General features: G+C 69.3%; 20 protein-coding genes and 4 pseudogenes. 10 read left to right on the top strand and 14 right to left on the bottom strand.

The features are described from left to right. Window positions 1-321: 321 nt before the first annotated feature. The 3 genes and pseudogenes from ACFC8N_RS34375 to ACFC8N_RS34365 all read right to left on the bottom strand — a co-directional run. Window positions 322-546 (bottom strand): annotated as a pseudogene (locus tag ACFC8N_RS34375) (IS3 family transposase); the annotation flags it as partial. 36 nt (window positions 547-582) lie between these two features. Next, on the bottom strand, window positions 583-741 hold the full coding sequence (locus tag ACFC8N_RS34370; RefSeq protein WP_376292633.1) for a hypothetical protein: 159 nt from the start codon (window positions 739-741) through the stop codon (window positions 583-585). Window positions 742-952: 211 nt separating this feature from the next. Then, window positions 953-1,231, bottom strand: coding sequence for a hypothetical protein (locus tag ACFC8N_RS34365; RefSeq protein ID WP_376292631.1), 279 nt, complete (start codon window positions 1,229-1,231; stop codon window positions 953-955). Between the two features lie 491 nt (window positions 1,232-1,722). Here ACFC8N_RS34365 and ACFC8N_RS34360 point away from each other — a divergent pair. From ACFC8N_RS34360 to ACFC8N_RS34345, 4 genes and pseudogenes are all read left to right on the top strand, one after another. Beyond that, window positions 1,723-3,513, top strand: a pseudogene (locus tag ACFC8N_RS34360) (DNRLRE domain-containing protein); the annotation flags it as partial. A 27-nt stretch (window positions 3,514-3,540) separates the two neighbouring features. After that, complete coding sequence (locus ACFC8N_RS34355; protein WP_376292781.1) at window positions 3,541-5,688, top strand: amidase domain-containing protein; 2,148 nt, start codon at window positions 3,541-3,543, stop codon at window positions 5,686-5,688. 2 nt (window positions 5,689-5,690) lie between these two features. Then, the gene (locus tag ACFC8N_RS34350; RefSeq protein ID WP_376292629.1) at window positions 5,691-6,137 is read left to right on the top strand and encodes a hypothetical protein; all 447 of its coding nucleotides are present in this window, start codon (window positions 5,691-5,693) and stop codon (window positions 6,135-6,137) included. A 320-nt stretch (window positions 6,138-6,457) separates the two neighbouring features. Beyond that, window positions 6,458-6,841: pseudogene (locus ACFC8N_RS34345) on the top strand (protein kinase); the annotation flags it as partial. Window positions 6,842-7,654: 813 nt separating this feature from the next. Here the strand turns inward: ACFC8N_RS34345 and ACFC8N_RS34340 are convergent. From ACFC8N_RS34340 to ACFC8N_RS34325, 4 genes are all read right to left on the bottom strand, one after another. Further along, window positions 7,655-8,317 carry a carbonic anhydrase gene (locus ACFC8N_RS34340; protein ID WP_376292627.1) on the bottom strand — a complete coding sequence of 221 codons (663 nt, stop codon included), beginning with the start codon at window positions 8,315-8,317 and terminating at the stop codon, window positions 7,655-7,657. A gap of 239 nt (window positions 8,318-8,556) precedes the next feature. Next, entirely contained in the window at window positions 8,557-8,910 is a 354-nt protein-coding gene (locus tag ACFC8N_RS34335; RefSeq protein ID WP_376292624.1) for a hypothetical protein, read from the bottom strand. Between the two features lie 139 nt (window positions 8,911-9,049). Beyond that, window positions 9,050-9,445 (bottom strand): hypothetical protein, encoded by a 396-nt coding sequence (locus ACFC8N_RS34330; protein WP_376292622.1) that lies wholly within the window; start codon window positions 9,443-9,445, stop codon window positions 9,050-9,052. Window positions 9,446-10,394: 949 nt separating this feature from the next. Then, window positions 10,395-10,793 (bottom strand): spore germination protein GerW family protein, encoded by a 399-nt coding sequence (locus ACFC8N_RS34325; RefSeq protein WP_356033767.1) that lies wholly within the window; start codon window positions 10,791-10,793, stop codon window positions 10,395-10,397. 54 nt (window positions 10,794-10,847) lie between these two features. Between ACFC8N_RS34325 and ACFC8N_RS34320 the strand changes: the two genes are divergently transcribed. Further along, complete coding sequence (locus ACFC8N_RS34320; protein ID WP_376292620.1) at window positions 10,848-11,099, top strand: hypothetical protein; 252 nt, start codon at window positions 10,848-10,850, stop codon at window positions 11,097-11,099. 204 nt (window positions 11,100-11,303) lie between these two features. On the opposite strand, the gene ACFC8N_RS34315 is transcribed toward ACFC8N_RS34320, so the two are convergent. Both ACFC8N_RS34315 and ACFC8N_RS34310 read right to left on the bottom strand, forming a co-directional pair. After that, window positions 11,304-12,188, bottom strand: coding sequence for an aldo/keto reductase (locus ACFC8N_RS34315; protein ID WP_376292617.1), 885 nt, complete (start codon window positions 12,186-12,188; stop codon window positions 11,304-11,306). Window positions 12,189-12,202: 14 nt separating this feature from the next. Continuing rightward, a complete protein-coding gene (locus ACFC8N_RS34310; RefSeq protein WP_376292615.1) occupies window positions 12,203-13,144 on the bottom strand; it encodes an NAD-dependent epimerase/dehydratase family protein in 942 nt (313 codons plus the stop codon). Between the two features lie 70 nt (window positions 13,145-13,214). On the opposite strand from ACFC8N_RS34310, the gene ACFC8N_RS34305 reads away from it, so the two are divergent. Next, on the top strand, window positions 13,215-14,138 hold the full coding sequence (locus ACFC8N_RS34305) for a LysR family transcriptional regulator (protein ID WP_356033775.1): 924 nt from the start codon (window positions 13,215-13,217) through the stop codon (window positions 14,136-14,138). A gap of 180 nt (window positions 14,139-14,318) precedes the next feature. Then, on the top strand, window positions 14,319-15,014 hold the full coding sequence (locus tag ACFC8N_RS34300) for a hypothetical protein (RefSeq protein WP_376292612.1): 696 nt from the start codon (window positions 14,319-14,321) through the stop codon (window positions 15,012-15,014). A 973-nt stretch (window positions 15,015-15,987) separates the two neighbouring features. On the opposite strand, the gene ACFC8N_RS34295 is transcribed toward ACFC8N_RS34300, so the two are convergent. From ACFC8N_RS34295 to ACFC8N_RS34275, 5 genes and pseudogenes are all read right to left on the bottom strand, one after another. Beyond that, the gene (locus ACFC8N_RS34295; protein ID WP_376292610.1) at window positions 15,988-16,335 is read right to left on the bottom strand and encodes a hypothetical protein; all 348 of its coding nucleotides are present in this window, start codon (window positions 16,333-16,335) and stop codon (window positions 15,988-15,990) included. 1,005 nt (window positions 16,336-17,340) lie between these two features. After that, a pseudogene (locus tag ACFC8N_RS34290) lies at window positions 17,341-17,511 on the bottom strand (transposase); the annotation flags it as partial. A 298-nt stretch (window positions 17,512-17,809) separates the two neighbouring features. After that, complete coding sequence (locus ACFC8N_RS34285; RefSeq protein WP_376292607.1) at window positions 17,810-18,586, bottom strand: ABC transporter permease; 777 nt, start codon at window positions 18,584-18,586, stop codon at window positions 17,810-17,812. After that, window positions 18,583-19,578 (bottom strand): ABC transporter ATP-binding protein, encoded by a 996-nt coding sequence (locus tag ACFC8N_RS34280; protein ID WP_376292605.1) that lies wholly within the window; start codon window positions 19,576-19,578, stop codon window positions 18,583-18,585. The genes ACFC8N_RS34285 and ACFC8N_RS34280 overlap by 4 nt, the downstream gene beginning before the upstream one ends. A 773-nt stretch (window positions 19,579-20,351) precedes the next feature. After that, the gene (locus tag ACFC8N_RS34275) at window positions 20,352-21,776 is read right to left on the bottom strand and encodes a PHB depolymerase family esterase (protein WP_376292603.1); all 1,425 of its coding nucleotides are present in this window, start codon (window positions 21,774-21,776) and stop codon (window positions 20,352-20,354) included. A gap of 518 nt (window positions 21,777-22,294) precedes the next feature. Between ACFC8N_RS34275 and ACFC8N_RS34270 the strand changes: the two genes are divergently transcribed. From ACFC8N_RS34270 to ACFC8N_RS34260, 3 genes are all read left to right on the top strand, one after another. Continuing rightward, window positions 22,295-23,122: a 3-hydroxybutyrate dehydrogenase gene (locus tag ACFC8N_RS34270; protein WP_362817250.1), complete on the top strand. Its 828-nt coding sequence runs from the start codon at window positions 22,295-22,297 to the stop codon at window positions 23,120-23,122. Window positions 23,123-23,314: 192 nt separating this feature from the next. Further along, entirely contained in the window at window positions 23,315-24,712 is a 1,398-nt protein-coding gene (locus tag ACFC8N_RS34265) for an MFS transporter (protein ID WP_376292600.1), read from the top strand. A 117-nt stretch (window positions 24,713-24,829) separates the two neighbouring features. After that, window positions 24,830-26,779: a helix-turn-helix domain-containing protein gene (locus tag ACFC8N_RS34260; RefSeq protein WP_376292598.1), complete on the top strand. Its 1,950-nt coding sequence runs from the start codon at window positions 24,830-24,832 to the stop codon at window positions 26,777-26,779. Window positions 26,780-26,798 lie beyond the last annotated feature (19 nt).

Below are 26,798 nucleotides of genomic sequence, written 5' to 3'. Positions count from 1 at the left end.
TCGGGCCTCCCGCCCAACAGTGGCAGCCCTCAGGGTGAAGGGATGTTGTTGCTGACGACCTCCGCCGACGCGTCGGCCGACTCGGTGGTCAGCCGCTAGAAGCACTGGAGGCCGACCGAGCGCTTGAGGCGGCCGTCGACCACGTGCTTCAAACAGCGGGTCCGGCCTCGACGGTTGCGCCAGGCAAGCCTCGCCAAACGATCATCAGCTATCGGCACGTCGAAGCACACCCGAGTCGCCTCCACGCGCACTGCCGCGGCTCCGCAGCCACCAGCGCCGAGCATCACCCAGTCGTCGTGCGCGGAAAATGCCGAAGCCGGTCCAGGGGCCCTGCATTTCGATCAGCTCGGCCTTGAAGGTGCCGTTCAGCGCCTCGGCCAGCGCGTTGTCGTACGAGTCCGCGACGGAGCCGACGGACGCGGAGGCGCCGATGTGGGCGATCCGGTCGGTGTAGCGAAGGGATACGTATTGCGACCCGCGGTCGCTGTGACGAACGAGGCCGGAGCCCTTCTTGATCCGCCGTCTCCGCAGGGCCATCTCTCGTGCGCGGGTGATCCTGCGGGCGCCATAGGTGCCGCCCGACTACGTGTGGATCCCCTCGGTCAGCGGCATCAGCTGTTCGTCACGGAGCCGACGGGCCGACTTCGGCCGCTTCTTGCGGGCGAAGTACGTCGACGGCAACAGCTGAAACACCCGGCAGACGAGATCGGCCCCGAGACCTTTGTCACGCAGGTGGTCCATCACCTGCTCGGCCTCGTCCGGGGACGGGCGATCTTCTGGGCAAAAGACACCGAGGCGGCTTTGAGGATCTCGTTCTCCCGCCTCAACTCCGCTACTTCCTCGCGGACTTGACTGAGCTCGTCCTACTCGGCGCTGGTCAGCCGCTCATCGCGCCCGCCGCGGTCGGCCTCGGCCTGGCGGACCCAGCCCCGCAGGGCCTCTTCGTGGATGCTCAGGTCCTTCGCGACGTGGGCAAGCAGTCCAGTACGGACGTGCCCTCGGTTTCCAGGCTGGCCAGGCCTTCCAGGTCCTCGTCCTTGAGAGTGATCCCGAAGATAATCGATGCCCCGCGGACCGGTTCGTCTCCCCCGTCGTCAAGGCGGATGAAGGTGTCTGGATTGCGCTCGCGCAGCCGTGCTTCCAGCCCCTCGAAGGTCAGTGCCCAGCTCTGGCCCTGAGGAGGGGTGAAGACGAACATGGTGCGCAGTTCCACGATCTCTTCCGGTTTCATGGCGGTACTTTCCCGTGCGTGCGGGTGGCGGTGGTCAGGGGACGTAGCGGGCATGGCCCTTGACGCCGACGCGTTCGCCTCACCTCCAACCGGCCGGCGTCTGCCGACGACGGACCGGCTGTCTGACGGCTCCCATCTGGCCCGCATCCAAGGCCTCACGGTCCGCCTGGGCGAGAGTCATGACGGCGATGGCGGTGGAGTCGACGTCGGAGTCATTCGTCGATCCCGCGCTCCCAGGCCCTGCCGGATGTCAAGCGGGTCGCGGAGAGAAGCGGGTGCGCGGTTCGGCCGGGAGGGACTGACCGGAGAGGGACGGATTCTCGAAGCTCAGCGTTCCAGCATGATCGATGATCAATGTCACCTGTGGGACGGCAGGTCAGATCTATGGATACATGGCAACGAAACGGTCATTGACCTTCACCTGAAGATCGCGCCAGACCCTAGACTTTACGGTTGCATTACTTTCTATTGGCCAGAGAATTGACAAGCACATGCGCATACCAAAGGCCGGTGTCGCCGGCCTGGTTCTTCTCTCCGTCCTGGTGCCGGCGACACCGGCGTACGCCGCTACGCCGTCGCAGCAGAGCGGTCCGGTACCGGACGCCACGACGGCCCCCGACGTTCCCTCCGCCCTCGCCGCTGCCCGCCGTGGCGGCGATCGCGTCGAGGCGTTGTCCGAGCGGACCGAGACCTCCACCACCTGGGTGCACGCGGACGGTTCGCTGACCACGGAACTAACCGCCGGTCCGGTCCGGTTCGAGCGGGACGGTCGCTGGGTGGCCGTGGACACCGACCTGGCCGTCCGGCCGGACGGCTCCGTCGCCCCCAAGGCGCACCCCGCCGAGCTGACCCTGGGCGGCCCGGGTGGCGAGCCGGCCGACTCGCTCGCCGGGACCCGTACCGCCAAGCCCCGTGACCTGGTCACTCTCGGGGAGGGCAAGCAGCAGGTCACCCTCCAATGGAAGGGCGGGCTGCCCAAGCCCCTGCTGGACGGCAACCGGGCCGAGTACGTCGAAGCCGTGCCCGGTGCCGACGTGGTCGTCGAGGCGACCCGGACCGGTTTCGAGCAGTACGTCGAGATCAAGAAGCGGCCCCGGCAGCTCGACGGCGAGGGTGCCTACCGGTACACCCTGCCGCTGCGGGCCGAGGGACTGAAACTCAAGCAGCAGACCGACGGCAGCGTGCTGTTCACCGACCGCCGCACCGGCCAGGAGCGTGCCGTCATGCCGGCCCCGGTGATGTGGGACGCGACCGTGGACGAGCGGTCGGGCGAGCACACCCGCAGGGTGCCGGTGGACATGGATGTCGTGGAGAAGGGTGACGACTCCTTCGATCTCGTGGTGACGCCCGACGCCGGCTTCCTCGCCGACCCAAAGACCCGTTACCCGGTGACCGTGGACCCGTCCACCTCGGCGCTGAGCAACGTCTTCGACACCTACGTCCAACAGGGCGAGACCCGCGACTGGTCCACCGACACCGAGCTGGACTTCGGCAATCCCGGGACCAAGAACGCCAACGGAACGCCCCGTACGGCCCGTTCGTTCATCACCTGGGGCACCGCCCCCGTCGCGGACGCCCTGGTCAGCAACGCCAAGCTGAGCCTGTGGAACTTCCACTCGGCCAACACCGACTGCAAGCCGCAGGCCTGGGAGGTCTGGTCGGCCGACGCGGCGACCACCGCCAGCCGCTGGACCAGCCAGCCCGCGATGCAGAACAAGTACGCCACCTCCACCGAGACCAAGGGCAACCCGGCCTGCGGTGCCGGTGGCTGGATCGGTGCCGACGTGACCGGTCTCGTGCAGACCTGGGCCTCCGCCAGGGCCCCCAAGGCCACGATGGGCCTGCGGGCCGCCGACGAGTCTGCCGTCGCCCCCTGGAAGCGCGTCAACTCGGCCAACGCCACCGCGAACCCGCCGAAGCTGTCCGTGACGTACAACTTCCGTCCGCGCAGCGGCAACAACCGGCAGGCCGGGCCGCCGTTCGTCAAGGACGCCTCTGCCACCTGGCAGGTCGACACCACGACCCCGACGCTGCGTGACACCTTCTCCGACAAGGACGGCGACCGGGTCAACGGCACCTTCGAGATCGTCGAGGCCGCCACCGGCAAGCGCGTCGGGAACCATCTCGTCTCGCCCTATGTCGACTCCGGCCGCCCCGCCGCCGTCACCCTGCCCGACGGGCTGCTGAGCGACGGCACCACCTACCGCTTCCGCACGAGCCCCTACGACGGCAGCCACTACAACACCGCATGGTCGCAGTGGACCACCTTCACCGTGCAGACCGGCCGCCGGCCCGGCGGGCTGCCCGACATGCCGCAGGCGCTGGAGCAGGGTGCGACTGACACCCTCGCCCCGCTGCTGTCCGGTGTCGCTTCCAGCCCCGAACAGGGCCGTGTCCGCGCCGAGTTCTCCCTGCGCGACGAGGACGGCAAGCCACTCGACGGCGTGCATGTGCCCGACGCCTGGGTGGACAGCGGCCGGCGCGCCGCCGCCCAGGTCCCGGCAGGCGCGCTGCGATCCGGAACGACGTACCTCTGGGCAATGCGCGCCTGCACCGACGCCGGCTGCTCGGCCTGGTCGTACGAGCAGGAGTTCACCGCGTCCGACAAGCCCGGCCCGAAAGCCCCCGATATCAAGTCGCTGACGCTGACCGGCCCGTCGCTGGACGACGCCACCGCCCCTGTGCACGAGGACGCTCCCGCCACGCGGGACGGCCGACTTGTACTGGACGCCGACCACATCGGCTGGATCAAACCGGACCTCACCAAGGTGCCTGCCGGTGCGCGGATCGCCCGGGCCCGGCTCGAACTCACGCCCGTGAGCAGCGCCGAACGGCCGGTCGAGATCTATGAGTTGCTCGACGCCTGGTCTTCTCCGCAGCACGGCAAGGACCTCCCGGGCCTCCTCGACGAGGCTCCCTTCGCCGACGCCGCCCGGCCCGGCGACCAGGACCTCGCCCCGGTCGTCCAGTCCTGGCTGGAGCAGGAGAGCGGCGAGGGCCTCGCGCTGCGGCTGCCCTCCGGTGAACGGGAGACCGTCGCGTACCACTCCTCCCGGGCCCAGGACGCCGCCCAGCGGCCCCGCCTGGTGATCGACTACGTCCCCTCGGCCGCCCCGGGCCGCCCGCAGGACGTCCGCGCCACCTCCGGTGACGGCGGACTGCTGGCCACCTGGAACCCGCCGCAGGACGACGGGTCGGCCGGTGACGGGCCCGAGTACACCGTCGTTGTCCGCAGGCAGGACGGCACCGAGGCCGCCCGCGTGACCACGACCGCCCCCCGGGCCGTCGTCACCGGTCTCGCGGACAAGACCACCTACCGCGTCTCCGTCCAGGCCCGCACCGGGCACGGCACCAGCCCCGAAGCCACCGCCGAGCCGGTGACCACAGCGGGCGTCCCCGGCGGCGCCACCTCCTACCGGGAGATCGTCCAGCAGTACCTTGACGCTCGCGCCGGCATCCTCACCGGCCGGCACCCGACCGCCGCCGCGGCACTCGCCGCCGGCTCCCGCGGGGCGTCCTTCGCGGACCTGCTGAACGCCCAGGCGCCCGCCCTGGTCGAATCCCGCGAGCTCCTTGCCCGGCATGGCCGTACCTACACCGACGCCTCGGCGAGGCTTTCCGACGTCCTGGTCGGCACGGACGCCGACGGAACCGTCTTTCTGCGGGCGGCGGTCGCCGAGTCGGCCCAGTTGAAGCAGGATGGTGCCGCCGAGCCGGACGAGGGGCTCCAGGAGCAGCGGTTCACGTTCAGCAGCAACGGTGGCGCCCCCATCCTGCACCTGGCGACCGACGCCCCGGCCGCCGAGACCGTGCTGACCGAGGCACCCTCTGCCTGGAACGGCTTGGACGTGGCCCCACCCGACGCCCAGAGCGCCGACGAGGTCCCGGACGAACCCATCGCCTTGGACGCCGACGGCTTCCCGGTCGAGGAGCGGTCCGCCGCGTCCCCCGTGGCCCTGCGTGCCGCGGCGGTGTCCGGCTCCGGGACCGCCGCGTGGGCCTCGAAGAACATCAACACCAAGTGGGAGTACGGGCAGGACTGCACCAACTTCGTGTCCAAGGCCCTCTACCACGGCGGCAAGATGAAGACCCGCTCCGGCGGCCGCAAGCACGACCGCGCCTGGTGGCAGCAGTACTACCTGTTCGGCACGATCAAGAACAAGAGCTACACCTGGTCGGGCGCCGAGAACTTCCGCCGGCACATGACCAAGTACAGGGGCGCGCCGTCGGTGTCGCAGAAGGGCGCCCGGCCCGGCGACATCGTCATGTTCAAGTGGAAGAAGGAGAAGGTGTACAACCATGCCGCGGTCGTCGTCGGCAACAACGGCCGTGAGATCCAACTGCGCCAGCACGGCGGCGTGAGCAAGACCACGCTGAGCGCCGCCATCGCCCGCTACCGCCACAAGGCCAACTACATCGAGCGCGTGATCATCTTGCGCCCGAAGGCGAGGAACTGACCGTGAAACCGAGCCATATCCGGGCTGTCGCCCTCGCCCTCGCCCTGGGTGCCGCCCTGACCGCCTGCTCCGACGACGGCCACCTGGACTACCAGACGGACTACACCAACCACCGTCCCCTGCGCGTCACGGGCCGCCCCAGCACCGGCAGCCTCGAAACCGTCCAGAAGGTCGTCTGGCGCCTCGCCGACGGAGACGCCGACGGCCTCGCCGCCCTGCACACCGAACCCGGCGACGTGGGTCCGGCGGCCAAGGCCTGGATCAAGGCCTACGGCAAGGCGGCCCGGTCCGAGGTGACCGCCGACTTCCTCGACGAGGGCTCCGTGCGCCAGGACGTGGTCCTCCACTTCACCGGGCCGCGCCGCACGCAGGAACTCACCGTGCGGATCGGCGCCGACGACTCCTGGGGGATCGTTCTGGACGAACCGGAGCCGCGGCAGGAGTCCTGAGAGGCCGCACCTCTCGTGCGCAGGGTGTGCCCCGGTCGGGTGACCGGGGTACACCCCTTCTCTTCTGTTCCTCGCTCGGCAGGCCGCCAAGGGCTTGCAGTCCGGGCGCCTTGGCAGGCCGCTCGCGCGGAGCCTGGCCCACCGCGCGCCACGGCTCAGGTGGCGGATGACGGCTCTGCTGGGCCAAGGGGGGATGGGGACCGTCTATCTCCGCCGGTCCCCCGGGCAGCGCATGGTCGCGGTCAAAGTCATCCGGCCGGAGTTCGCTGCGGACCCTACATTCCGGGAACGGTTCACTCGCGAGATCGAGGCCGATCGCCTTGTCGGCGGATTCCACACCGCGCCCGTGGTCGATTGCCGACGCCCACGGCGATCCGCCCTGGCCGGCCACCGAGTACATCCCCGGCCCGTCACTGCACGACGTTCTCAGACAACAGGGCGCCCTGCCCACAAGAACCCTGCGCACCCTCGCCGTCGGCGTCGCCGACGCCCTCAAGCGCACCCATGCCTGCGGCATCATCCACCGCGACCTCAGACCCAGCAACACCATCATCTCCAGCACAGGTCCTCGCGTCATCGACTTCGGCATCGCCCGAGCCCTCGACAGCACCGCACTCACCCGTACCAACCACGTCGACGGCACACAGGGTTTCCTCGCCCCGAAACAGCTCACCGGCGCATCGACCACACGCGCCACGGACCTCTACGCCTTCGGCATGGTGCTGTGCCACGCCGCCGGAGCCAGGCCGCTCACGGACGGCGACTCCCTGGAAACCGCCCTCAGCCTGTTGCCGTCCCGCTTCGTCGGCATCATCACCCGGTACCTCAACCATGACCCGGACATCCGTCCGGCGGCCGCCGAGGTACTCGAACAGCTCTCCCCGAACGACTCGTCGCCCGAGGACTGGCTGCTCTCTCCCCCGGTACAGCCTCTCCGGATCAGAGCAGCGGTGATCTTCCATGGGGCGCGGCACGCCGGAGCGGCATCACACCACCGGTGCGGGCCATCCCGAAACCCGGCTACCTGTGCAGGGTACGGGTGTGGAGGAGATCGAAGTCGCCCCGGCCACACCTGTCCCTTTTGCCACGCTTCCACTCCGGACGTCCGCCCCTCGTCTTGGCCAGTGTTCCTGGAGCCGGACAGGCCCACCACGACGGTGTGCCCGTCCCGGCGCAGGCCGTTGACCAGGCCGGGCGGTCGCAGGCGGTCGCCGTGCTCAAGGTCGGATGGGATTCCGCGTGCGTCAGGCACCGCCCCTCGCAGCAGGCGGCACCTTTGGTGGAGCGCGGCTACGCCGACGCAGACCGCCAGGGAGTTCAATGCCATGCTGCGTGATCCTGAGATGCGCGCGATCATCGCGCACGACGGCGGCCAGACCATGGTCGATCCTCGGCTACAGAGACAACTCGCTGCTGCATCTGGTGCTCTACACGCGCACGGTCTGGCACGCAGGCCCGGAAAGCTCTACTCGACGCTGCTGACTGCCGTCGAGCCCGACACGAATGCCGTGAAGAGCTCAGGGCTGCCAGCTGACCTCACCGGTTTCGAGGGAGTAGTAGGCGCCTACGACCGTCAACATGCCCCGGGCGATGTTGGGTCTCAGAGCCGGGTCGCGGCGCAGTGCACGGGCTGTGAGCCGGATCTGCGCACGTACTGTGGCTTCGACGAGATCGTCGGCGCCGGTCTTCTTGGCCACGGCGTAGGCGAGGCTGAGCGACTGCACGACGGCGTCGAGGTTCGGTGCAGGGGTTGTGCCGGACTCCAGGGCGTTGACGGCGGCCGTCACCGCGCCACAGCGCTGGTGGCCCATCACCACGAGAAGGGGCGTGTGGTCGAGTACGGGGCCGTACTCGACGCTGCCTTCGATCAGGCAGTCGTAGTCCTGCGCCCCGGTGCGGATGACGAACAGGTCGCCCAGGCCCCGGTCGAAGACGATCTCCGGCGGCACACGGGAATCGATACAGCTGAAGACCACCGCGAACGGCTCCTGTCCGGCGGCCACTTCTTTGCGACGCGCCGGATCCTGGTTGGGGTGGGTCATCTCACCGGCGACGAACCGGTCATTGCCCTCCTTGAGCAGGGTCAGCGCTTCGTGAGGTGTGGGGTACGCGGGAGCCGACACGCCTGAGCGCAGCGGCGTCCCAGCGGCGGGGACCGCACCCGCGGACACGGTTCCCACGGCCGCAAGCCCGGCAGCAACGCCTGCCTGTCGCAATACGGTCCTCCTGTCGATCTGCGTCACAGCTCCCACCTCGACAGTCCATGTGTCATCGATCTCTTCTCCGACCTGATCGATCCGCCACGCGCAAGCGCGGCCCGGTCAACCTTCCTCGGGCCTGCCGCCCGGCGCCGGCGCCGGCGCCAAAGCACACAAGCAGCGCAACACCGTCGAACGCAGCGGAGGGGTCGCGTGCCTCTTTACCGGTTGAGGATCTGCTCGATCTTGTCGGCCACCTGCATGGCCTGGATGTCGCGGCCCCTCTCATTGGGGTGCGCGTACCAGGGGAGCCACTGGCCGTCGCCACCGATCTGGGAGTTCTCCAGCAGGCCGCCGATGCCCCGGTTGGCGCCGTCGCACGCCGTGTTGCTGCCGGTATGGGCATGGAGATCGACGAAGTCGGCTCCGGCGTCCGCGACGGCCTTCTTCATCGTGTCGTCCAGCCTCTTCTGGATCTGGTCCAGGAATGGCATGGCGTCCCGCGGGATGTCGGCGAGCGGCAGCTCCGCTTGACCGGGCGCCGGCGCCAGGCACTTCGCGCTGTCCGCTGACACGAGCCTGGGGTAGCCGACCAGGACGGGCTTCGCGTCGGGGGAGAAATACCGGATGCGTTCGAGCAGTTCCTCCAGATCCCATCCGACCCGCTCGAACTGACCGTCCAGCCACTCCTTTCCGTCATCGGACTCGAAGAACTCACGGCACCTGGCGGCCGGCTGGCGGGAGCCTGTGACCGGTGAGCGGCAGCTGCTGCTCCTGCCAGAAGTGATGAATGAGTGCGCCTCCGCAGGAGACATCCGACTGGACCTTGAGCAGGATGCCCTTGTCCGCGAGGCGCCGGGTGGCGACGGTGGGATAGTTCTCCTTCGCCTGGAAACAGAGGGTTCTGTCGCCGTCCTGGTTGAAGGGGGCGATGCCGTAGTTGGCGGTGTACGAGTCGCCGAAAAAGACGGTCGGTACGGGGTCGGCAGGCGCCGCGCCGGCGCTTCCCGCCGGGCCGGCGAGCGCCAGGCAGCTGCCCAGTGCGACGGCAGCGAAGGCCAGCCGCCGTACCACCGGAGTTTTCGTCGTCTTGCGCATAGCCGAAGACATGCCTGTGCCCTTTCGTCGAGGCCCACGAGGAGAGGCGAACGAGCCGAAATGTTCCGTATTCACCCATGCACGGAATGTACTGTTCCAGTAAACGAGCCCGGACGTCATCCTTACCCGAATGAGAAGGAGCCCGGCCCGGCCGCCGCACGGGCTCGACAGCGTGGCTGTGTGCTGAAAGGGCGGAGGGCATCTGGCGCGCAGTCGGCCATGCCGCACAGAGGAGCAGCCATCGAAGATGAGTTCCGTGACCGACGCTGTTGCCTCTGCCCACTTGGCCAGATGTCTGCCGGCGGTGCGCGGGGCCCCGCCTGACCTTTGACGTCACCTGAAGGCGAAGGGGGTAGTTGGCTCATGCGCGACCGTTCCTACGCCCCGCTCCGGACCTGCGGCACCCAGGCACCCCCCTTGGTCGATCCGCTTCAACACGCAGATCCAACAGGGAAGGTGTTATGGCCGAGCCGGAGCCGCACCCGGGCGGTGCGCGCGTCGCGGACCTGGGCGGCGAGGACCGCCACGGAGCGTCTGACGTCGCCCGTCGCCCCCGGTAGCCCGGACGTCACCCGGCGGGCCTGCGCCGTGGAGAGCGGTGGCATCGTCGGCACTCCGCAACGCGGGGCTGGTCACGTGACCCTCCCGGAACCTTGCACACTCCCGATCGGCACGGACCGTTGCCACCCGCCTCCCAGCAGCGAAATGCAACGGTCATACGGGCTGGTCAGTCCGGGAATCTGCTCGGCGAACGTCACTACCGGGACAGGGAGTTGAGCCACTCGAACCGGCGCACCGCCAACTCGGTCACGACGAACACGACGCACAACGGGGCGTCGCCCAGTCGACGGGCGCAGCGACCATGCACTCGCCACGACGGCATCCCGCACCTCGCACATCTCGCCGGGAGTGGCTGAGAGGGCGGTACATGAGTTGATGTCTGGTTCGTCGTTGCACTTCTTCAGCGAGAGCGGCGCTTGGCGAGGCGGCGAACGAGCAGGGGGACGACGGTTCCTGCCAGGAGGGCGGCCAGCGGTACGGCGACACTCGCCCAGGAGGCTCGGAGGGGTTTGTAGGTGGCGATGCCGTCTTTGATCTCGATGTAGCCACGGGGGCGGGCGCCGCCTCCGCCCCCTCCTGCGCCGGCGTTGGCGGCTCCGGCTTCGGGGCCCGTGCCCCCGGCGAATCCGAAACCGACTTCGGCGACCGGAATGACGGTGATTCCGTCGCTGGTGACGGGTTCACCGAAGACGGCTGACACCGAGGCCCGGCTACCGAGCTGTTCGGCCAGTCGTTTCATCAGGGCTGCGGCCGTGTCGGTCTGCGGGACGGGCTGGTCCGGTGTGTCTGAGCTGGTCATCGAATACCTCCGGGGGGCGGGTACGGCGGTCCCTAGGATATGGGGGTGCCTGGCATGGCGCGCGTGTGGATCGGCTGCGCAGCAGGGAGCCAGGCACACCACGGCCGCCTCGAACCAGCCTTCGGGGAAACGCAGTTGCTGGGCTTCTACAGGCAGACGCTGGGTGTCGTCGAGTTGTGGGTACGGCGTGTGATGATCTTGCTGAGGTCGTCGCGGGCAGGGGTGCTCATGGAGTCCGAGGCGCCGTCGTACATCGGCGCCTCGCAAGCCCGCTGGGTCAACGACTGCGCCGACGGCGGAGAGTGAACCGTCACCTTCCAGCTCCGGCAGTGGCAGCACAACGGCGAGCACTACGACGTGGAGCACTTCCAACTCCTTCCGGCAGGCGGAGATTGGCGCGTCCAGGTAGTGGCGCAGTCGGCATACGCGGCCGGCCCAGGGTTCGACGGTGTTCACCCGTGGTGGTCGGGCGTCGGGTTCATCCGTCAACCGACCGACACGTGGCGGCACTCAGTCGGGCAGTGCTTCTTCCAGCTGCACCTGCTCCGCCTCGCTCAGCTCAAGATCGGCCGCCTTGGCAGAGTCCTGGATCGATGCCGGGCGGCTGGCGCCCGGCACCGGGATCACCGCCGGGGAGCGGGTCAGCAGCCAGGCCAGGGCGATTTGCTGGGGGCTGACGCCGCGCTCGGCCGCGATGCGGTGGAAGGCGGTGCTCGCAGCAGTCGGGCCGGAGGGTTCGTCGAGGGAGCTTCGGGAGATGCCACCCAGCGGGCTCCAGGGCAGGAAGGCCAGCCCGAGCTGCGTACTCAGCCGCAGCTCGGGCTCGCTGCGGCGGACTGCGGGAGAGTACTGGTTCTGTACGGAGACGAGGCCGTCGCCGAGGATCGCGTGCGCCTCGCGGATCTGGCCGGTGGTGACGTTGGAGATCCCGGCGGCGCGGATGGTGCCGGTGTCGAGCAGTTCGCGCAGCGCGCCCACGGACTCCGCCCAGGGCACGGCCGGGTCCGGCTTGTGCAGCTGGTACAGGCCGATGGCCTCGACGCCCAGGCGCTTCAGGGAAGCTTCGGCGGCGCGTTTGAGGTGGGCAGGGGTGGCGGTGACGGTCCAGCTGCCGTCGCCGGGGCGCCCGCGGCCGCCCTTGGTGGCGACGAGGAGGCGAGAGGTGTCGCCGCTGTAGCGCGCCAGGGCGCGCGCGATGAGGAGCTCGTTGTGGCCGGCTTCGCCGGCGTGCCAATGGTAGCTGTCGGCGGTGTCGATGAGCGTGACCCCGGCGTCCAGGGCGGCGTGGATGGTGGCGATGGCCTGCTGTTCGTCCGGACGGTGCTCGATGGACAGCGGCATGGCGCCAAGGCCGATGGCGCTGACGGTGGTGTCTGCGATGGTGCGGTACTGCATGATGTGTCTGTTCCTCAGGCGGCGGGGGCGGCGGATGTGCCGAGGGCTTCGGCAACGGCGCCGGGGAGCCAGTCGGTGGTGTGGGAGAAGGAGAAACCCAGTTCTTTGGCGCGGGCGTTACTCATGGCGTAGTGGCGGTCGAAGGAGAACGGCGAGGCCGGCTCGCCCGCGGTGGCGCTCCGGTACACGGCCGTCCTGCCGGCCTGTGCGGCGATGACGGCACCCAGGTCGTAGACGTCGAGTGGACCGTCTGAGCAGGCGTTGATCGGGCCGGTGACGTCGGTGAGCGTGGCCGCCCACAGCAGCAGGTCCGCCAGCTCCTCGTAGTGGATGAAGACCGTGGGCAGCACTTCGGCGTGCACGGTGATCTGCGTGCCCCGGGTGACGTGTTCGACGTAGTGCGCCAGCCGGCCGGTGAACTCCGCCGCACCGCCACCGAGTACGTGGGCGCTGCGCACGGCGGTGAAATCGAACCCGTGATGTCGGGCGAAGACGGCTTCCGCCTGGCGCTTGCCTTCGGCGTAGTGCGCCTGTAGGTACGCCGCGACGTGCCACGGGAGGTCCATGGCCACCCGCCACGTGGATGCGTCGACGACTTCCTCCGGCACCGGAGTGCCGGGCGGGACGGTTCGCAGTGCGGCGGTCGCCGGGTCGTAGACCTCGATGGTGGAGGTCATGACGTAGCGCCGGGTGCGGCCGCTGAAGGCGCGGGCGGCGATCGCGGCCTGCACCGGGGTGTAGCAGACCTGGTCCACGACCACGTCGAAGGTGCGGGAGCCGAGCGCAGCGATCAGGGCGGCCTCGTCGTTGCGATCGACGACGAGGTGCTCGACTCCGGCAGGCGGCGAGGTGGAGCCCCGATTGATCACCGTGACCTGGTGGCCACCGGCCAGCAGGCGCTCGACCAGGAGCTTTCCGAAGTACCGGCTTCCGCCGATGACGCTGATCTTTTGCATGCCCCCATCCTGGACATCTACCGTCGTCAGCAGAAGCGCCTGCTTACTGGAAACGTATTAAGGAATACTGTTGATCGATGTACAGCGGCTGCGTGTCCTGCGAGCGGTGGCGGAGGTGGGCAGCTTCAACCGGGCGGCGGCAGTCCTCCGCCTCACCCCCTCAGCCGTGTCCCAGCACGTCGCTGCACTGGAGCGCAGCCTCGGCGCCCAGATCGTGGTGCGCAGCACACGCGGCGTCACTCTCACCCCGGCCGGCCGGATCATGGTCGGGGCCGCCGAGTCGGTCGCCGCGGAACTCGAACACGCCAAACAGCAGGTCGACCGGCTCGGCAGCGGCCGCACTCAGCTCACCATCGCCACGTTCACCAGCGGCGGCAGGCTCCTGCTGCCCGGTGCACTCGCCCGCCTCACCGCCGCCCATCCCGAGACCGTGGTGCACGTCAGGGAGAGCGAGCCCGAAGACAGCCTGCCGCTGGTCCGCCAGGGCGCCGTAGACCTCGCCCTCGCCTACCACTTCGACGGCCCGCTGCCCGGCCGGCGGGGCCCGAGTTCCAGCCTGGCGTGGACTGCGCTCATGGAAGACCCCCTGTACGTCGTCCTGCCCGACGCCCATCCCCTGGCCGACCGCGAGGCGATCGACATCGCCGAACTGGCCGCCGAACCCTGGGTACTCGGCTGCCGCAAGACCGAGACGTACCTGCGCCGCTACGCCGAACGTGCCGGATTCACCCCGGAGGTGCGCGGCACCACAACCGACTACTTCTTCGCCCGCTCGCTCGTCGCTGCGGGCACGGGAATCTCGCTGATCCCCTCCATCGCACACACCCCGCACGTGGCAGGACTGCGCACCGTCCCGATCGCACCGCCGACTCCGACCCGGCACGTCGGCGTAGCCACGCTCCTCCGCCGCAACCACGCCCAGGTCAGGACACTGATACAGGCCCTCCAGGGACAGGCAGCAGCGCTGGACGAAACCAGACCCGCACAGCACTAACTGCCCTCGTTCATCCGTACACCGCTGACGAAGTCTGTGTGTACGCCCCCGTGTGCCGGTGTACGGGACCGCTGAGGTCACACAACATCGTCCCTGGTAATGGCACCGCGGACCGGATTGGATAGGCGGGTGTTCACCCTTCCAGCGAGACCCTCCCTGGTGACCGGTGCCATGGCCGGGATGCTCAGCATCCTGCTGGTCGTCGGCTGCAGTCCCAACGCCACGAGCAGCACAGGCCATTCTGGCGCCGGCACCCAGCCGGCCTCCACGGTCCGCGCCGCCCCGCCTACGACCTCCGGCATGCCCGCGTTGACCACGGCCCAGCTCATCCAACGGCTACTCACTCCCGACGAACTCGGCGTCGGCTACAAGACCTTCGGCACCCTTCAGACAGGAGTGGACCAGCCGCCAGGCTTCCGTACACTCAAGCCTGGATCGGTCGCTTGCACCGACGCCATGGCCTCCTTCGCAGCGAATCCGCGGGTTGGCAGGCTCTCGGCGAAGCAGTTCGCCTTCCGCACTCTGGGAAATCCCATGACCGGGGCAGGCCTGGACGAATGGGTGGGTTCCTTCTCCAGCCCGGCCCGGGCCGAACAGGCCGCCAACAACCTGCTGCGCGACGCGGCTGCCTGTCCTGTCGGCACCATCACCTCACCGACGCCCGCAGCGACATTCACGCTGACCCGGTCGCCTGCTCCCCGCTACGGGGATCAAAGCGCAGAACTTCTCTCCGGCGGGGATGGCACCATTGCCGACCCGGTACTCATCGTCCGATACGGCGCCAACCTGATGGCTCTCACCATCAACACCCCCCACAACCGCGATGGCCTGGTCTCCGCTGCTGCCAAGGCCGCCAACAAGCGCTTCATCAGCTAGGAAACTGTTCTATCCACCGGGGCGGGGCCCGGATCGCTGACTCTTGGAATGCTTTGACGGACACCATCGTTGTCGTGGTCCGGCCGCCAAGACTGCCTCGTAGTCGGCGGGACTGCGGTAGCCGAGGCTGACAACTCGTAGCTGTCAGCGATGAGTCTCATGCGCCGGGCTGTCTCCCCGGCGTCAGCCACGGCAGGGCCCAGACCGAGGTACTGCCAGCAGGCATGAGCGATGTCCCGGATCCGGGCGCCCGGCGCCACAAGGTCCCAGTCGATGAACGCCGCTGGCCGAAGCGAGCCGCTCGACCGGTGCCGGCCGTCAGGTTGCGGAACTCGCGCACGAGTTGGGCGACCGCCACCAGGCTCTCGTCCGACGCCCCAGCAGCAGGCTGTCGCGACTCCGAGCGACATGGCCATCGAGGTAACTGAGCACCTCGCGGCCCTTCTCGTCCACACCGAGATACCGCGGAGCTCCACACCAGCCACCGGCTTCGAGCAACCTCAGGAGATCACCCACGAAGTTCGTGCGAGGAGAGGCTGGACGACGCACCGTGCCCCCGACACGGACGACGGCATTGACGAATCCTCCCGGCAAGGGCGACTCATACCTCCGTCCACCACCCTGCCCGATCGTTATCTCGAATTCTAATAACTTGCCACTTGACGCCATTGTCGACCCGGTTGCGGATCGTATCGAGCAATGCCCGGTGGCCGTACGCCTCCGGCTGCCCTTCCCGCCCGCTTCCGCGTACGTCAGGTCCGTCGGATAGTGCGGATGCCGGGAGATGTTGTCGGTGGCGTTTCCGAACCGGTAAGCCCCTTGCTCGTATGCGCTGAGCGCACCGCGACCACCCAATCGGGACTCCCGTTCGATCGACAAACCCCAAGATCAGTACGGCGCCAGGCTTCTTACACCGCTCGGGCCTTCCCTGACGTCGCAAGGTCAGGCCTGCATCGGGATGGGAGACTGTGATCTAGCGTTGTGCATTTTGAAGCTTGCTCACGGATGCTTTCGCCACCTCTTGGAGCATATGGGGGTAATACCCGTCATGTGCGAACACCGTGATGGTGAGCGATACCGTGCCAACTCGCACCAGGCCAACGGTCACGCATTCGCTCAGGCTGCCGGAGATCATACCGATGCGGGTAACGGTGGAATCGTCGCCCATTACCGGCAGCGGCAGGGGAGCCAGGTTCATGCGCTGCTTCCCACCCTCGTCCGTAAGATAGGAGCATCCCTTGGCAGAGCTACGAGTGTCGTTGATGACCTGCTGTGCATCGGCCGACGAGGCATGGCCCACCAAAGAGACCCTGATCTTCATCGTTCCGGCGGTGGTGTGGGCAGTGAAGGCCCTACCCAGCTCGGAAGAGGGATGGTAGGAGTCTGCGGACGCGTTGGAAGCGTTCAGGAATTCCGTGCAGACCGGCCCTCCGGAGCTCGCCGTGAGCCTTCGGGTCATGATCCCGGTGCTGTCATGTGCTGTGTCGGCTTGCAGACCCGGAACGTCTGCGGCGGCTATCACGGCAGCCTTTAGCTGACTCTCCGTCATTGGAGTCCCACTTGCCGCCGAAGGCGAAGTGGAGCCGACTGGTGAATGGGTGGGGTGGGAACTCGACTGTGTGGACCGCCTTGCGGCAGTTGGGAAAGGCGTGTGGGGTGCCTGGGCCGTCCCGCCGGCGCTGCTGCACGCCGACACCGGAATGATGCCCAACGAGAGAGCCGCTGCGCACACAACGCGTCCAGCCTTTAGATTCACAGCCCCAACCCTTGGATCATCAGTTCGACCAGCGCAGGCAGTGTAGCGGTCGAGCCGCTCGGTCCACGGACGCAGGCTGAGAAGCGGCGCTGTGGGCCGGATCGCCGTCCACTCCCTGTCGGTCATGTCCGGTACCGGCGCTGCCGCGCGTGCCGGTCGGCCGCGTTGCCGTACACGTGCGCGAGGCAATCACATGGCAGGGAAAGCCCCAGCTCAGCGTTGGTGACCGGATTAGCGGCACCCACAGGCCCGGTCAACGCCCACCGGGTGTCGGACAGGTCGCTCGGGTACGGCCTCCGTTCGGTCACGGAGGAGTTCCTACCATCAACAACGTTGTCGATGTGGCTACTTGACCGCAAGGGCGTTTCTTGACATCCGCAAAACAGACGCAATCCAAGTGCCAGAGGGAGCAGGCTGCCGAACGCACCCGGTCCACAGCTGCTCAGGACGACGAGCGAGGCGCTGGACGACTCGATCTCCAACACCATCAGGGGCTCGCCGACGGCGACTGCGGGCGATGCGCGAGAGCAGGAAGGCGAGCCCCGGCAGCACCGTCCTCGCAGGTGGCGACGTCGATGCCAGCTGAGTCACACCGAGAGACTCGACGAGCCTCTCGACCCGGCGGGTGGAGACACCCAACAGACAGGCAGTCGCGACCACCGAGGCGAGAACCTGCTCAGCCCGGCGACGGCGTGCGAGGAGCCGGTGCGGGAAGTAACTGCCCTGCCGGATCTTGGGGATGTCAGGTGCGGTCATCGTGTTGATCTCCTTCGAGCTTCGACACCTCGAAGGTCAGCCGGTGGCCGTTCGTCTCTGCGGTCCTCACCTCGACGCCGGAGCACCCCCCGGATCGGGTCGAACCCGTACCCCGCCTCCTTGCACACAACCACACACACGAACGGGACCTCCTCAATCAGAGTCAGGCCCATGGGCGATACACCGGTGGCGGGTGCTCCTGGAGTTCGCCGACGGTACGGATGTGGCCAGGCGCTTCGTGGGCTCGGTGAAGATGCCGGGCGAAGGCATGTGGAGGTCGGCCTCAGGCCTTGGCGCCGGTGACGAGGCGTTCGCTGTGGAACAGGGTGGACACCAGCCGCCAGGCGAGCGCGTCGATGAGGAACAGGGCGGCTCCGAGGCTCACCGCTACGCCGACGCTGGGCTGGATGACGTTGAAGCCGATCAGCGCGGTCACCGAGAGCGGTGGCAGGCTGGCGAGCGAGCTGAGTTGCTGGGCGACGCGGACGTCGCCGGCGCGGGTGGAGATGGCGATGGCGGCCCAGATCGACCAGAGCGCGAGCAGCGGGGTGAACAGGAGCTGCGCGAGGATCCTGGGGGCCTGGAAGACGTCGTGCACGACGTTCGGGTGCGCGAACATTCCGACGGCGGCGAGGAAGAGCCCGTACATCGCGTACGCGATCACAAGCGCTGGCAGGAAGGCCGCCAGCGCCTTGCCGAGCAGGAATTCGGCCGGGCGGATCGGGGTGGTCAGCACCGGTTCGAGCGTGCCCTGTTCGCGTTCGCCGACCACCGCGTAGGAGGCGACCACCGCCGGCACGAGGGCCGGGATCAACATCAGTTCCAGTGACGAGACGCCGACCAGGGCGTCCAGCTTGGACGCCGGAGCGTTCGCGGGCAGCTTGAACACGGTGATCACTGGTTCGATCATGAACAGCAGCGGCATCACGGCCATCGTGGTGGTGATGAAATGGTTGCGCCGGTAGTCGTTCAGCTCCTTGCGCACCAGGGCTCGGATGCGGGTCCAGCTCGGTCGGCTCGTGGGCCGGCCGGTGGGCCGGAGTGTTGTCGGGTTCGTCATCGCGCCTGCGCCTCCACGTCCTCGTCGATGAGCTGGAGGTAGACGTCCTCCAGCGAGTGCCGCGAGGGGCTCAGTGTGAGCAGGTCCGCGCCCTCGGCGACCACGGCGCGGGCTACGGCAGGCGCGGCCAGATCCGGATCGGTGACGGCCAGCACGTAGCCGACGCCGCTCTCGTCGCACCTGCTCGGGTGCCAGTCCTCCACCCCGGGCAGGTCGGCGAAGACGCGCTGAGGCTCGGCGAGCGGCGCCCGGGTCGAGACCTGGAGGGTCTTGGCGAACAGGCGCTCGCGCAGCTCGTCGGGCCGGCCGATGGTGCGCAGGGTGGTGTTCATGATGCCGACGCGATCGCACAGGGCCTCGGCCTCGGCGAGGCGGTGCGTGGTGAGGAAGATGGTGACGCCGCGGCGTCGCAGGCCGTCGATGAGCTCGTGGACATCGCGGGCGGCCAGCGGGTCCAGGCCGGAGGTCGGCTCGTCCAGGAAGAGGATCTGAGGGTCGCTCAGCAGGGCGCGGGCCAGGCCGACGCGCTGGCGCAGGCCCTTGGAGAGTGAGCGGCACGGGTCGTCCGCACGGTCGAGCAGGTTGACGGCCCGCAGGGCGTGCTCGATGCGGGTACGCCGGTTGTCGAGCTCGTACAGGCCTGCGAAGAAGTCGAGGTTCTCAGTGACGCTGAGGCGCAGATACAGGCCCGGTGACTCGGGCATGACGGCGATCCGGCGGCGGATCTCGACGCCGTTGGCGGCGTTCAGCGCCAGGCCCGCGACTGTCGCGGAGCCGGCGGTAGGGGCGAGCAGGGTGCCAAGCGTCCTGACGGTGGTGGTCTTCCCGGCCCCGTTCGGCCCGAGGAAGCCGAACACCTCGCCGTAGTCGACAGAGAAGGTCACGTCGGCGAACGCAGTGCGTTCGCCGAAGCGCTTGGTCAACCCGTCGACGACGATCGCGGGCCCGGAGGGGGGCGCCTGGGTCCGTGCTCCAGCACTGTTTCGGTCCACGGTCACATTCAAAGTGATATCACTTTAGCGAGTTGCCAGGCCACCCCCTCGACCTGGTCACTCCTGGCCGAGGCGAGACTGCTTCGAGCGCGCACGGCATCCCGTGCCGCTGCCGCGCCCCGGCAGAGGGTGCGCACGGCGCCGTGGGTCCGCCGCACGTGCCGAAGCCTGGACGGCACGGCGATCGACACCGCCGCCGCCCCTTGCGTCCACGCGGCTGCTGGGCCTGATGCGGCCCGACCGCCCGCTGCTCGTCGCCGCCGTCGAGGAGGAGGTGGCCCGTGTCGGCCCTGCTGAAGACCGGCCTTTGGTCTCGCGCCGGTTGGGCCTGGGGCTGCCGGTCATCGAGTACCTCAAGCGGCTCAGTCCTCGGATCGTCTGCGCCGACGAGCCCGGACCGGTGCTCCCCCGCGCCTTCCCGCCGGGCCGGGCTGATCGCCGGACGGCCAGCACATCAAGTCCGAGGTCGACCACGACCGCGGGCCGGAGAAGGCCTGGTCCACGGGGCCCCGCGGGCACGCGGCAGACATGAAACGTCGTCACCCACAACCTGTCCTCGCACCACAGCGTGTCCACCCGCACATGGCTTGGGGACCATCCCGGGATCCGGCACGTCTTCATCCCCATCGGCTTCATCCCCGTCGGCGCCTGCAGACGCAACCTCCAGGAAGGCTGGTGGCGCGCGTCTTCCGCGAGGCTGCTCTCACCGGCCAGTCCGCCGCCTGCGCCGGCTGTTCTGACCAGCCGGCGCAGGCGTGGCGGCCCTTGCCGGTTCAGCAGCCGGAGTCGGCGATGACGAAGTAGCCCGGGGAGGTCTCCTTCAGTGTGTGGGTGACGGCGACGTTGTACAGGCCCATGTTCTGGTCAGAGCCGTTGGCGTAGGTGTATCCGCCGCTCTGGTGGGCGCGGCCGGCCGCCACCTGGTTGTAGTTGTTGTCGGTGTAGCACTGGGGTGCGGAGCCTGTCGTCGTCGCCGTGACCGAAACGGACGACGCGCCGACGGCGCCGGAGGAGTCGACCGCGGCGACGGTGTAGCCGTAGGTGGTGCCGGCGGACAGTCCGGTGTCGGTGTACGTGGTGCCCGTCGCGGAGCCGACCTTCGTGCCGTCGCGGTAGACGTTGTACGAGGCGGCGCCGCTGACGGAGTTCCATGACAGCGAGGCACCCGTGTCGGTGGTGCCGGTCACCGTGAGGCCGGACGGGGCGGGCAGCGAACCGGTGCCGCCCTGACCGCCGCTTCCGTCCAGGCCCCAGAACTTCGCGGTGTAGTAGCTGGAGCAGATGGAGTTGAGGTAGTACGTGCCTGTGGTACCGCACTGGTCGGCGCCCGAACCGGGGTTGACGGCGAGGCCGTGCGCCATGCCGGAGACCGAGAAGAGCGCCACGGCCGGCTTGCCGGCGGGGTCGTTGTAGATGCTCTCGGTGGTGCCGCCGGTCAGGTTCTGGGTGCTGGAGGCCGTCTGGCCGATGCCCCAGACGTCGGTCCACTGGTCGCGCAGTTCGGTGCCGTTGACCGGGGCGACGGTGGTGTCGGAGGATCCCTGCCAGATGGCGACCCGCGGCCATGGGCCCGAGTACCCGGGGTAGGAGTTGCGAGCCTTGTCGCCCCACTGCTTCGGGGTGAGGTTCTGGTTGCTGTACTGGCAGCCGGAGGCGGCCGTCTGGGTGGTGGCACACTGCGCGGGGATGCCCGAGTCGACGGAGCCGCCGGCGAACACATCCGGATAGTCAGCGAGCAGATCCGCGGTCATGCCGCCACCGGCGGACAGGCCGGTGACGAAGATGCGACCACGGTCCGAACCGTACTGCGTCACGGCCGTGTCGACCATCTGCTTGACCGAGGCCGCCTCGCCGCTACCGCGGGTGTCCTTCGTGGAGTCGAACCAACTGAAGCAGGACAGGCTGTTGTTGGCAGCGCTGGTCTGCGGGTAGACCACGGCGAAGCCCCACTCGTCGGCGAACTTCTGCCAGCCGGAGTGCGTGTGGTAGTCGCTCGCCGACTGGGTGCACCCGTGCAGAGCCACGACCAGCGGGGCGTTCGTGGGAAGGTTCGCCGGCGCGTACTCGTACATCGCCAGATTGCCGGGGTTCGAGCCGAAGTCGGTGACCTGCTGGAGGGTGCCGGCGGCCGCCGCATTCGAGGCGAGCGGGGCGACGACGGTCAGGCCCGCGGCAAAAACGCCGAATGCGGCGGCCATTGCGCCGCGTCGGAAGACTCTGCGCCAGGTGGAGTGAAGCATGGTGCGACTCCGATGAGTGGTGGGGAGAGAGGGAGGGGAGCGCGGACGCGGCGCGCCGCCCGGCAGTCCCACCCCGCCCGGCGCCGCCCCGCGCACGTCCCTGTGACCGGTCGGTGCGACACCGGGCCGCACCGGCCCGCTGTGGTACCGGCTTACTGAAAGCGGACCGTACGACCGGCCGACCCAACCTCGACATGTGAGGAACAGCCAGGACTGCGGCGCCCGGCGTGGCTCGCGCACCCATGGTGTCGGCGATGGCGCTGTGACATGCGACGGGCCGCACGGGCCGGTACACCCGTGCTTATCGGGTGTTCTGGCGTTCGGGGGCCGCCGGGTCACCACCCACCACCGAGCACCGAGCACCGAGCACCGAGCACCGAGCACCCGCCCATGGTGGCCGAACCCATCTCATGCTTCGGAAATATGGTGGCGACCCACGTGTCTCACCTCATGGTTCCTACCTACCGTGTTCGGCCATGGACAGCGCCAAGAGCTCCGCCGAGGGCTCGACCCAGCATTCCGAGGCCGGTGACGTCACCGCGTCCGGTCTGGCCTCGACCCGATTCCTCACCGGCCGCAAAGTTCTGGTCACCGGTGCCGCCAGCGGGATCGGCCGGGCCTGCGCCGAGGGCTTCGCCGCGGCCGGTGCCGAGGTCTACGTGGTGGACCGGGCTGCCGAGGCCGCCAAGGAGGTGGCCGAGACGATAGGCGGCATCGCGGTCGTGGCAGACCTCTCCGAGGCCGACGCCGTCGACGCGTTGCCGGACGACGCCGACATCGTGGTCAACAACGCGGGTCTGCAGCACGTCGCGCCGGTGCACGAGTTCCCGCCGGAGCGGTTCACCCTGATCCAGCGGGTCATGGTGGAGGCGCCGTTCCGCATCCTGCGCCGTACCCTGCCCCACATGTACGCGCGGCAGTGGGGCCGCGTCGTCAACATCTCCTCGGTGCACGGCCTGCGGGCCAGCGCGTACAAGTCGGCGTACGTAGCGGCGAAGCACGCACTGGAGGGCCTGAGCAAGGTGGTCGCCCTGGAGGGTGCCTCGCACGGCGTGACCAGCAACTGCATCAATCCCGGCTACGTCCGCACGCCGCTGGTCGAGGAGCAGATCGCGAACCAGGCTCTCGCCCATGGCATCCCGGCGGCGCAGGTGATGGACCAGGTGTTCCTGGAACGCACCGCGATCAAGCGCCTGATCGCGCCGGCCGAGGTCGCCGAGGCGGCCTTGTGGCTGTGCACCGAACGCACCGGCTACCTCACCGGCGGCTCGATCCCCCTGGACGGCGGCTGGACGGCGCACTGACCGCCCGTCGACCGCCCGTCGTCCTGCCCGCCCATGCCGGTTCCGACCGGCTGAGGTCGGCCGGGACGGCACCCGCGCGCCACTGCCCCCGGCGCACCCGCCCTCGAACTCCCCCGGACCTGCTCCTTTCGTCCCCCAGCGTCGGCTGGATCCGGAGGTCCGCTCCCCTCTCCTTCCGAAACGGTGACACCCATGCCCAGCGCTCACAACGCCGTGACCGACCCGGACTCCTCCGCAAGACCGGGAGGCCTGCGCAAGATCGTCGTGGCCAGCCTCATCGGCACCACCATCGAGTGGTACGACTACTTCCTCTACGGCTCGGCCGCCGCCCTGGTCTTCGGCCACGTGTTCTTCCCCGAGTCGGACCCGCTGACCGGCACCCTGCTGTCCTTCCTCACCTATGCCATCGGTTTCGCCGCCCGCCCGATCGGCGCCGTGGTGTTCGGGCACTACGGCGACCGCCTCGGCCGCAAGAAGCTCCTGGTGATCAGCCTGCTGATGATGGGCCTTTCCACCGCCCTGATCGGCTGCGTCCCCGGCTACGACACGATCGGTGTCGCGGCTCCCCTGCTGCTGACCACCCTGCGCCTGGTCCAGGGCTTCGCCCTCGGCGGCGAGTGGGGCGGGGCGGTGCTGCTGGTCTCCGAACACGGTGATGCGAAGCGACGCGGCTTCTGGGCGTCCTGGCCGCAGGGCGGCGCACCGGCCGGCAACCTGCTCGCCGTCGGAGTGCTCTCCCTGATGACCACCGTGCTCAGCGACGACGCGTTCACCTCCTGGGGCTGGCGGGTGCCGTTCCTGCTCTCCGCCGTGCTCGTCATGATCGGTCTGTGGATCCGGCTGTCCGTCGACGAGTCCCCGCTGTTCAAGGAGGCGCTGGCCAAGGCCGAGCGGCGCAAGGCGGAACAGCGGGCCGAGCAGCCGCCGTTCGTCGCGGTCGTGCGCAACCACTGGCGGGACATCCTGGTCGCGATGGGCGCCCGGATGGCCGAGAACATCTCCTACTACGTGATCACCGCCTTCGTCCTCACCTACTGCGTCGAGCACCTCAAGATCGACAAGCAGACGTCGCTGAACGCCGTACTGATCGGTTCGGCCGTGCAGTTCTGCCTGATCCCGCTGTTCGGCGCCCTCTCCGACCGCATCGGCCGGAAGCCGGTGTACCTGGTGGGCGCGGTCGGCGTGGGCCTGTGGTCGTGGGCCTTCTTCGCCCTGCTGGACACCAGGTCGTTCCCCGCGCTGGTCGTGGCCGTCACCGTCGGCCTCATCTTCCACAGCGCCATGTACGCACCCCAGGCGGCGTTCTTCTCCGAGCTGTTCGCCACGCGGATGCGGTACACCGGCGCCTCCATCGGCGCCCAGCTCTCCTCGGTGGCGGCCGGGGCCCCGGCCCCGCTGTTCGCCACCGCCCTGCTCGGCTCCTACGGCACCTCCACGCCGATCTCGGTATACGTCGGCCTGGCCGCCCTCATCACCGTGATCGCGGTCGTCGCCGCGCGCGAGACCCGTGGCAGAGACCTGGCCGCGATCGAGCCGGAGGGCTCCGCGGCGCGGCCGGCCCCGGACCAGCAGCGGGCCGCGTCCGCCTGACGGGCCGGTACCACTGCCCGGCCGGAGGGTCAGGGTCTTCCCGGTCGGGGATGGCTCCGGCCCTCCTCGGCCGTACGCCGACTTCCCTGTCCCCGACTTCGCAACGGTTGCCCGCCCATGCCGCACCAGCCCACCTCCGCCGCCCGTCACCTGCGCCGGCTGCTCGAACTCCTCGCCGCAGGCGCCCCTGCCGAAGAGATCGGCGCCGTCGCCGTAGAGGCGCGACGCAGCGGTGCCTCCGCCCCGGACCTCGCGGAGGTCGAACAGGCCACCGAAGCGGCGCTGCGCGTACAAGGCGCGCTCACGCAGCACCGGCGCCGGGAGGCGGAGCTGACCGCGCTCTTCGACACCGCCGGCGATCTGGCGGCCCTGCGCGACCTGGACGCCGTGCTGCGCTCCATCGTCCGGCGGGCCAGAATGCTCCTGGGCACCGACACGGCCTACCTCACGCTGCCCGACGAGGAGGCCGGGGACACCTACATGCGGGTCACCGACGGCTCGGTGTCGGAGTTGTTCCAGAACCTGCGCCTCCAGCTGGGGGAAGGCCTCGGCGGTCTGGTCGCGCAGACCGCGCGCCCCTACGCGTCCCCGGACTACCGCTCCGACGACCGCTTCCTCCACACCGGCAGCATCGACGCCGGGGTTCTGGACGAGGGCCTGGTCGCGATCCTCGGCGTGCCGCTGCTGCTGGGGTCGGGGAGCGGCGGCCAGGTCATCGGTGCGCTCTTCGCCGCGGACCGCACGCCGCGCGCCTTCGCCCCGGACGAGGTCGCCCTGCTGTGCTCGCTCGCCGACCATGCCGCCATCGCCATCGACACCGCGAAAGCCATGGCCGACACCCGCGTCGCGCTGGCCGAGCTGGCCGAGGCGAACGCCGTGATCCGGGAGCACTCAGCCGCCATGCAGCGTGCCGAGGAGTCCCATGACCGGCTCACCGATCTGGTGCTGCGCGGCGGTGACGTCCCGGATGTGGCTGCCGCCGTGGCCGGTCTGCTGAAGGGGGACGTCGCGGTCCACGACGGCTCCGGGTGGCCGCTCACCACAGTCACCGGGGACGGTGGAGCCTTCACCCGGGGCACGGGCGACGCAGGTGACGCCGAGGCGGCCGCGCTGGTCACGGCCGCGGAGAGCTCGCGCGCGGCCGCCCATGCCGTGTTCCGCGACGGGCGCTGGGTCTGCGCGGTGCTGGCCGGGCAGGAACTGCTGGGCTGCATGGTTCTGTACGGGCGGCCGGAGCTCGACGGCCCCGACCGGCGCCTGTTCGAGCGCAGCAGCGTCGTGACCTCACTGCTGCTCCTGTTGAGGCGTTCGGTCGCGGAGACCGAGAACCGCGTCCGCGGCGACCTGCTCACCGATCTTCTCACCGCACCCGACCGCGACCCGGCCGGGCTGGTGGCCCGCGGCCGTCGCCTGGGCATCGACCTCGACCGACCCCACGTCCTGCTCGTCGCCCGGTCCGGTGCCGCGGCTCGGGAGCGGCTCGTCGACGCCGCCGCACGCTGCCTGTTCGGGGGCAGCGGCGTCAGCGCGGAACACGAGAACACCGTGGTACTGCTACTGCCGTACGACGGCACCGGTCCGGGTGAGGCGGCCCGCGTCGCCGCCGGGCAGCTCGGCCAGCTGGCCGGCACGCCGGTCACGGTGGCCGGCGCCGGGCCGGCCACCGGGCCGCGGGCCATCGCCGACGCACACGCCGAGGGCACCCGCTGCCTGCGCGCCCTGCACGTGCTCGGCCGCGCCGGGACCGGGGCGAGCGCCGACGAACTCGGCTTCCTCGGCGTGCTGTTGGGCGACCACCACGATGTGGACGGCTTCATCGCCGCGACCCTGGGGCCGCTGCTGGAGTACGACGCCCAGCGCGGCACCCAACTGGTCCGCACCCTGCACGCCTACTTCGGTTGCGGCGGGAGCCTGACCCGGGCGAAGGAGGAGCTGCACGTCCATGTGAACACCGTCGTGCAGCGCCTGGACCGCATCCAGGCGCTGCTCGGACCCGACTGGAACACCCCCGAACAGGCCCTGGAACTCCAACTCGCCCTGCGCCTGCACCTGCTGTCGGGCACCTGACGCCCGGACGGGAGCCGGC

It is taken from the genome of Streptomyces sp. NPDC055966, assembly GCF_042269865.1.
Taxonomy (GTDB): Bacteria; Actinomycetota; Actinomycetes; order Streptomycetales; family Streptomycetaceae; genus Streptomyces.
Note: the sequence above shows the minus strand (reverse complement) of the source record. Positions and strands in the feature narration are given on the sequence as shown.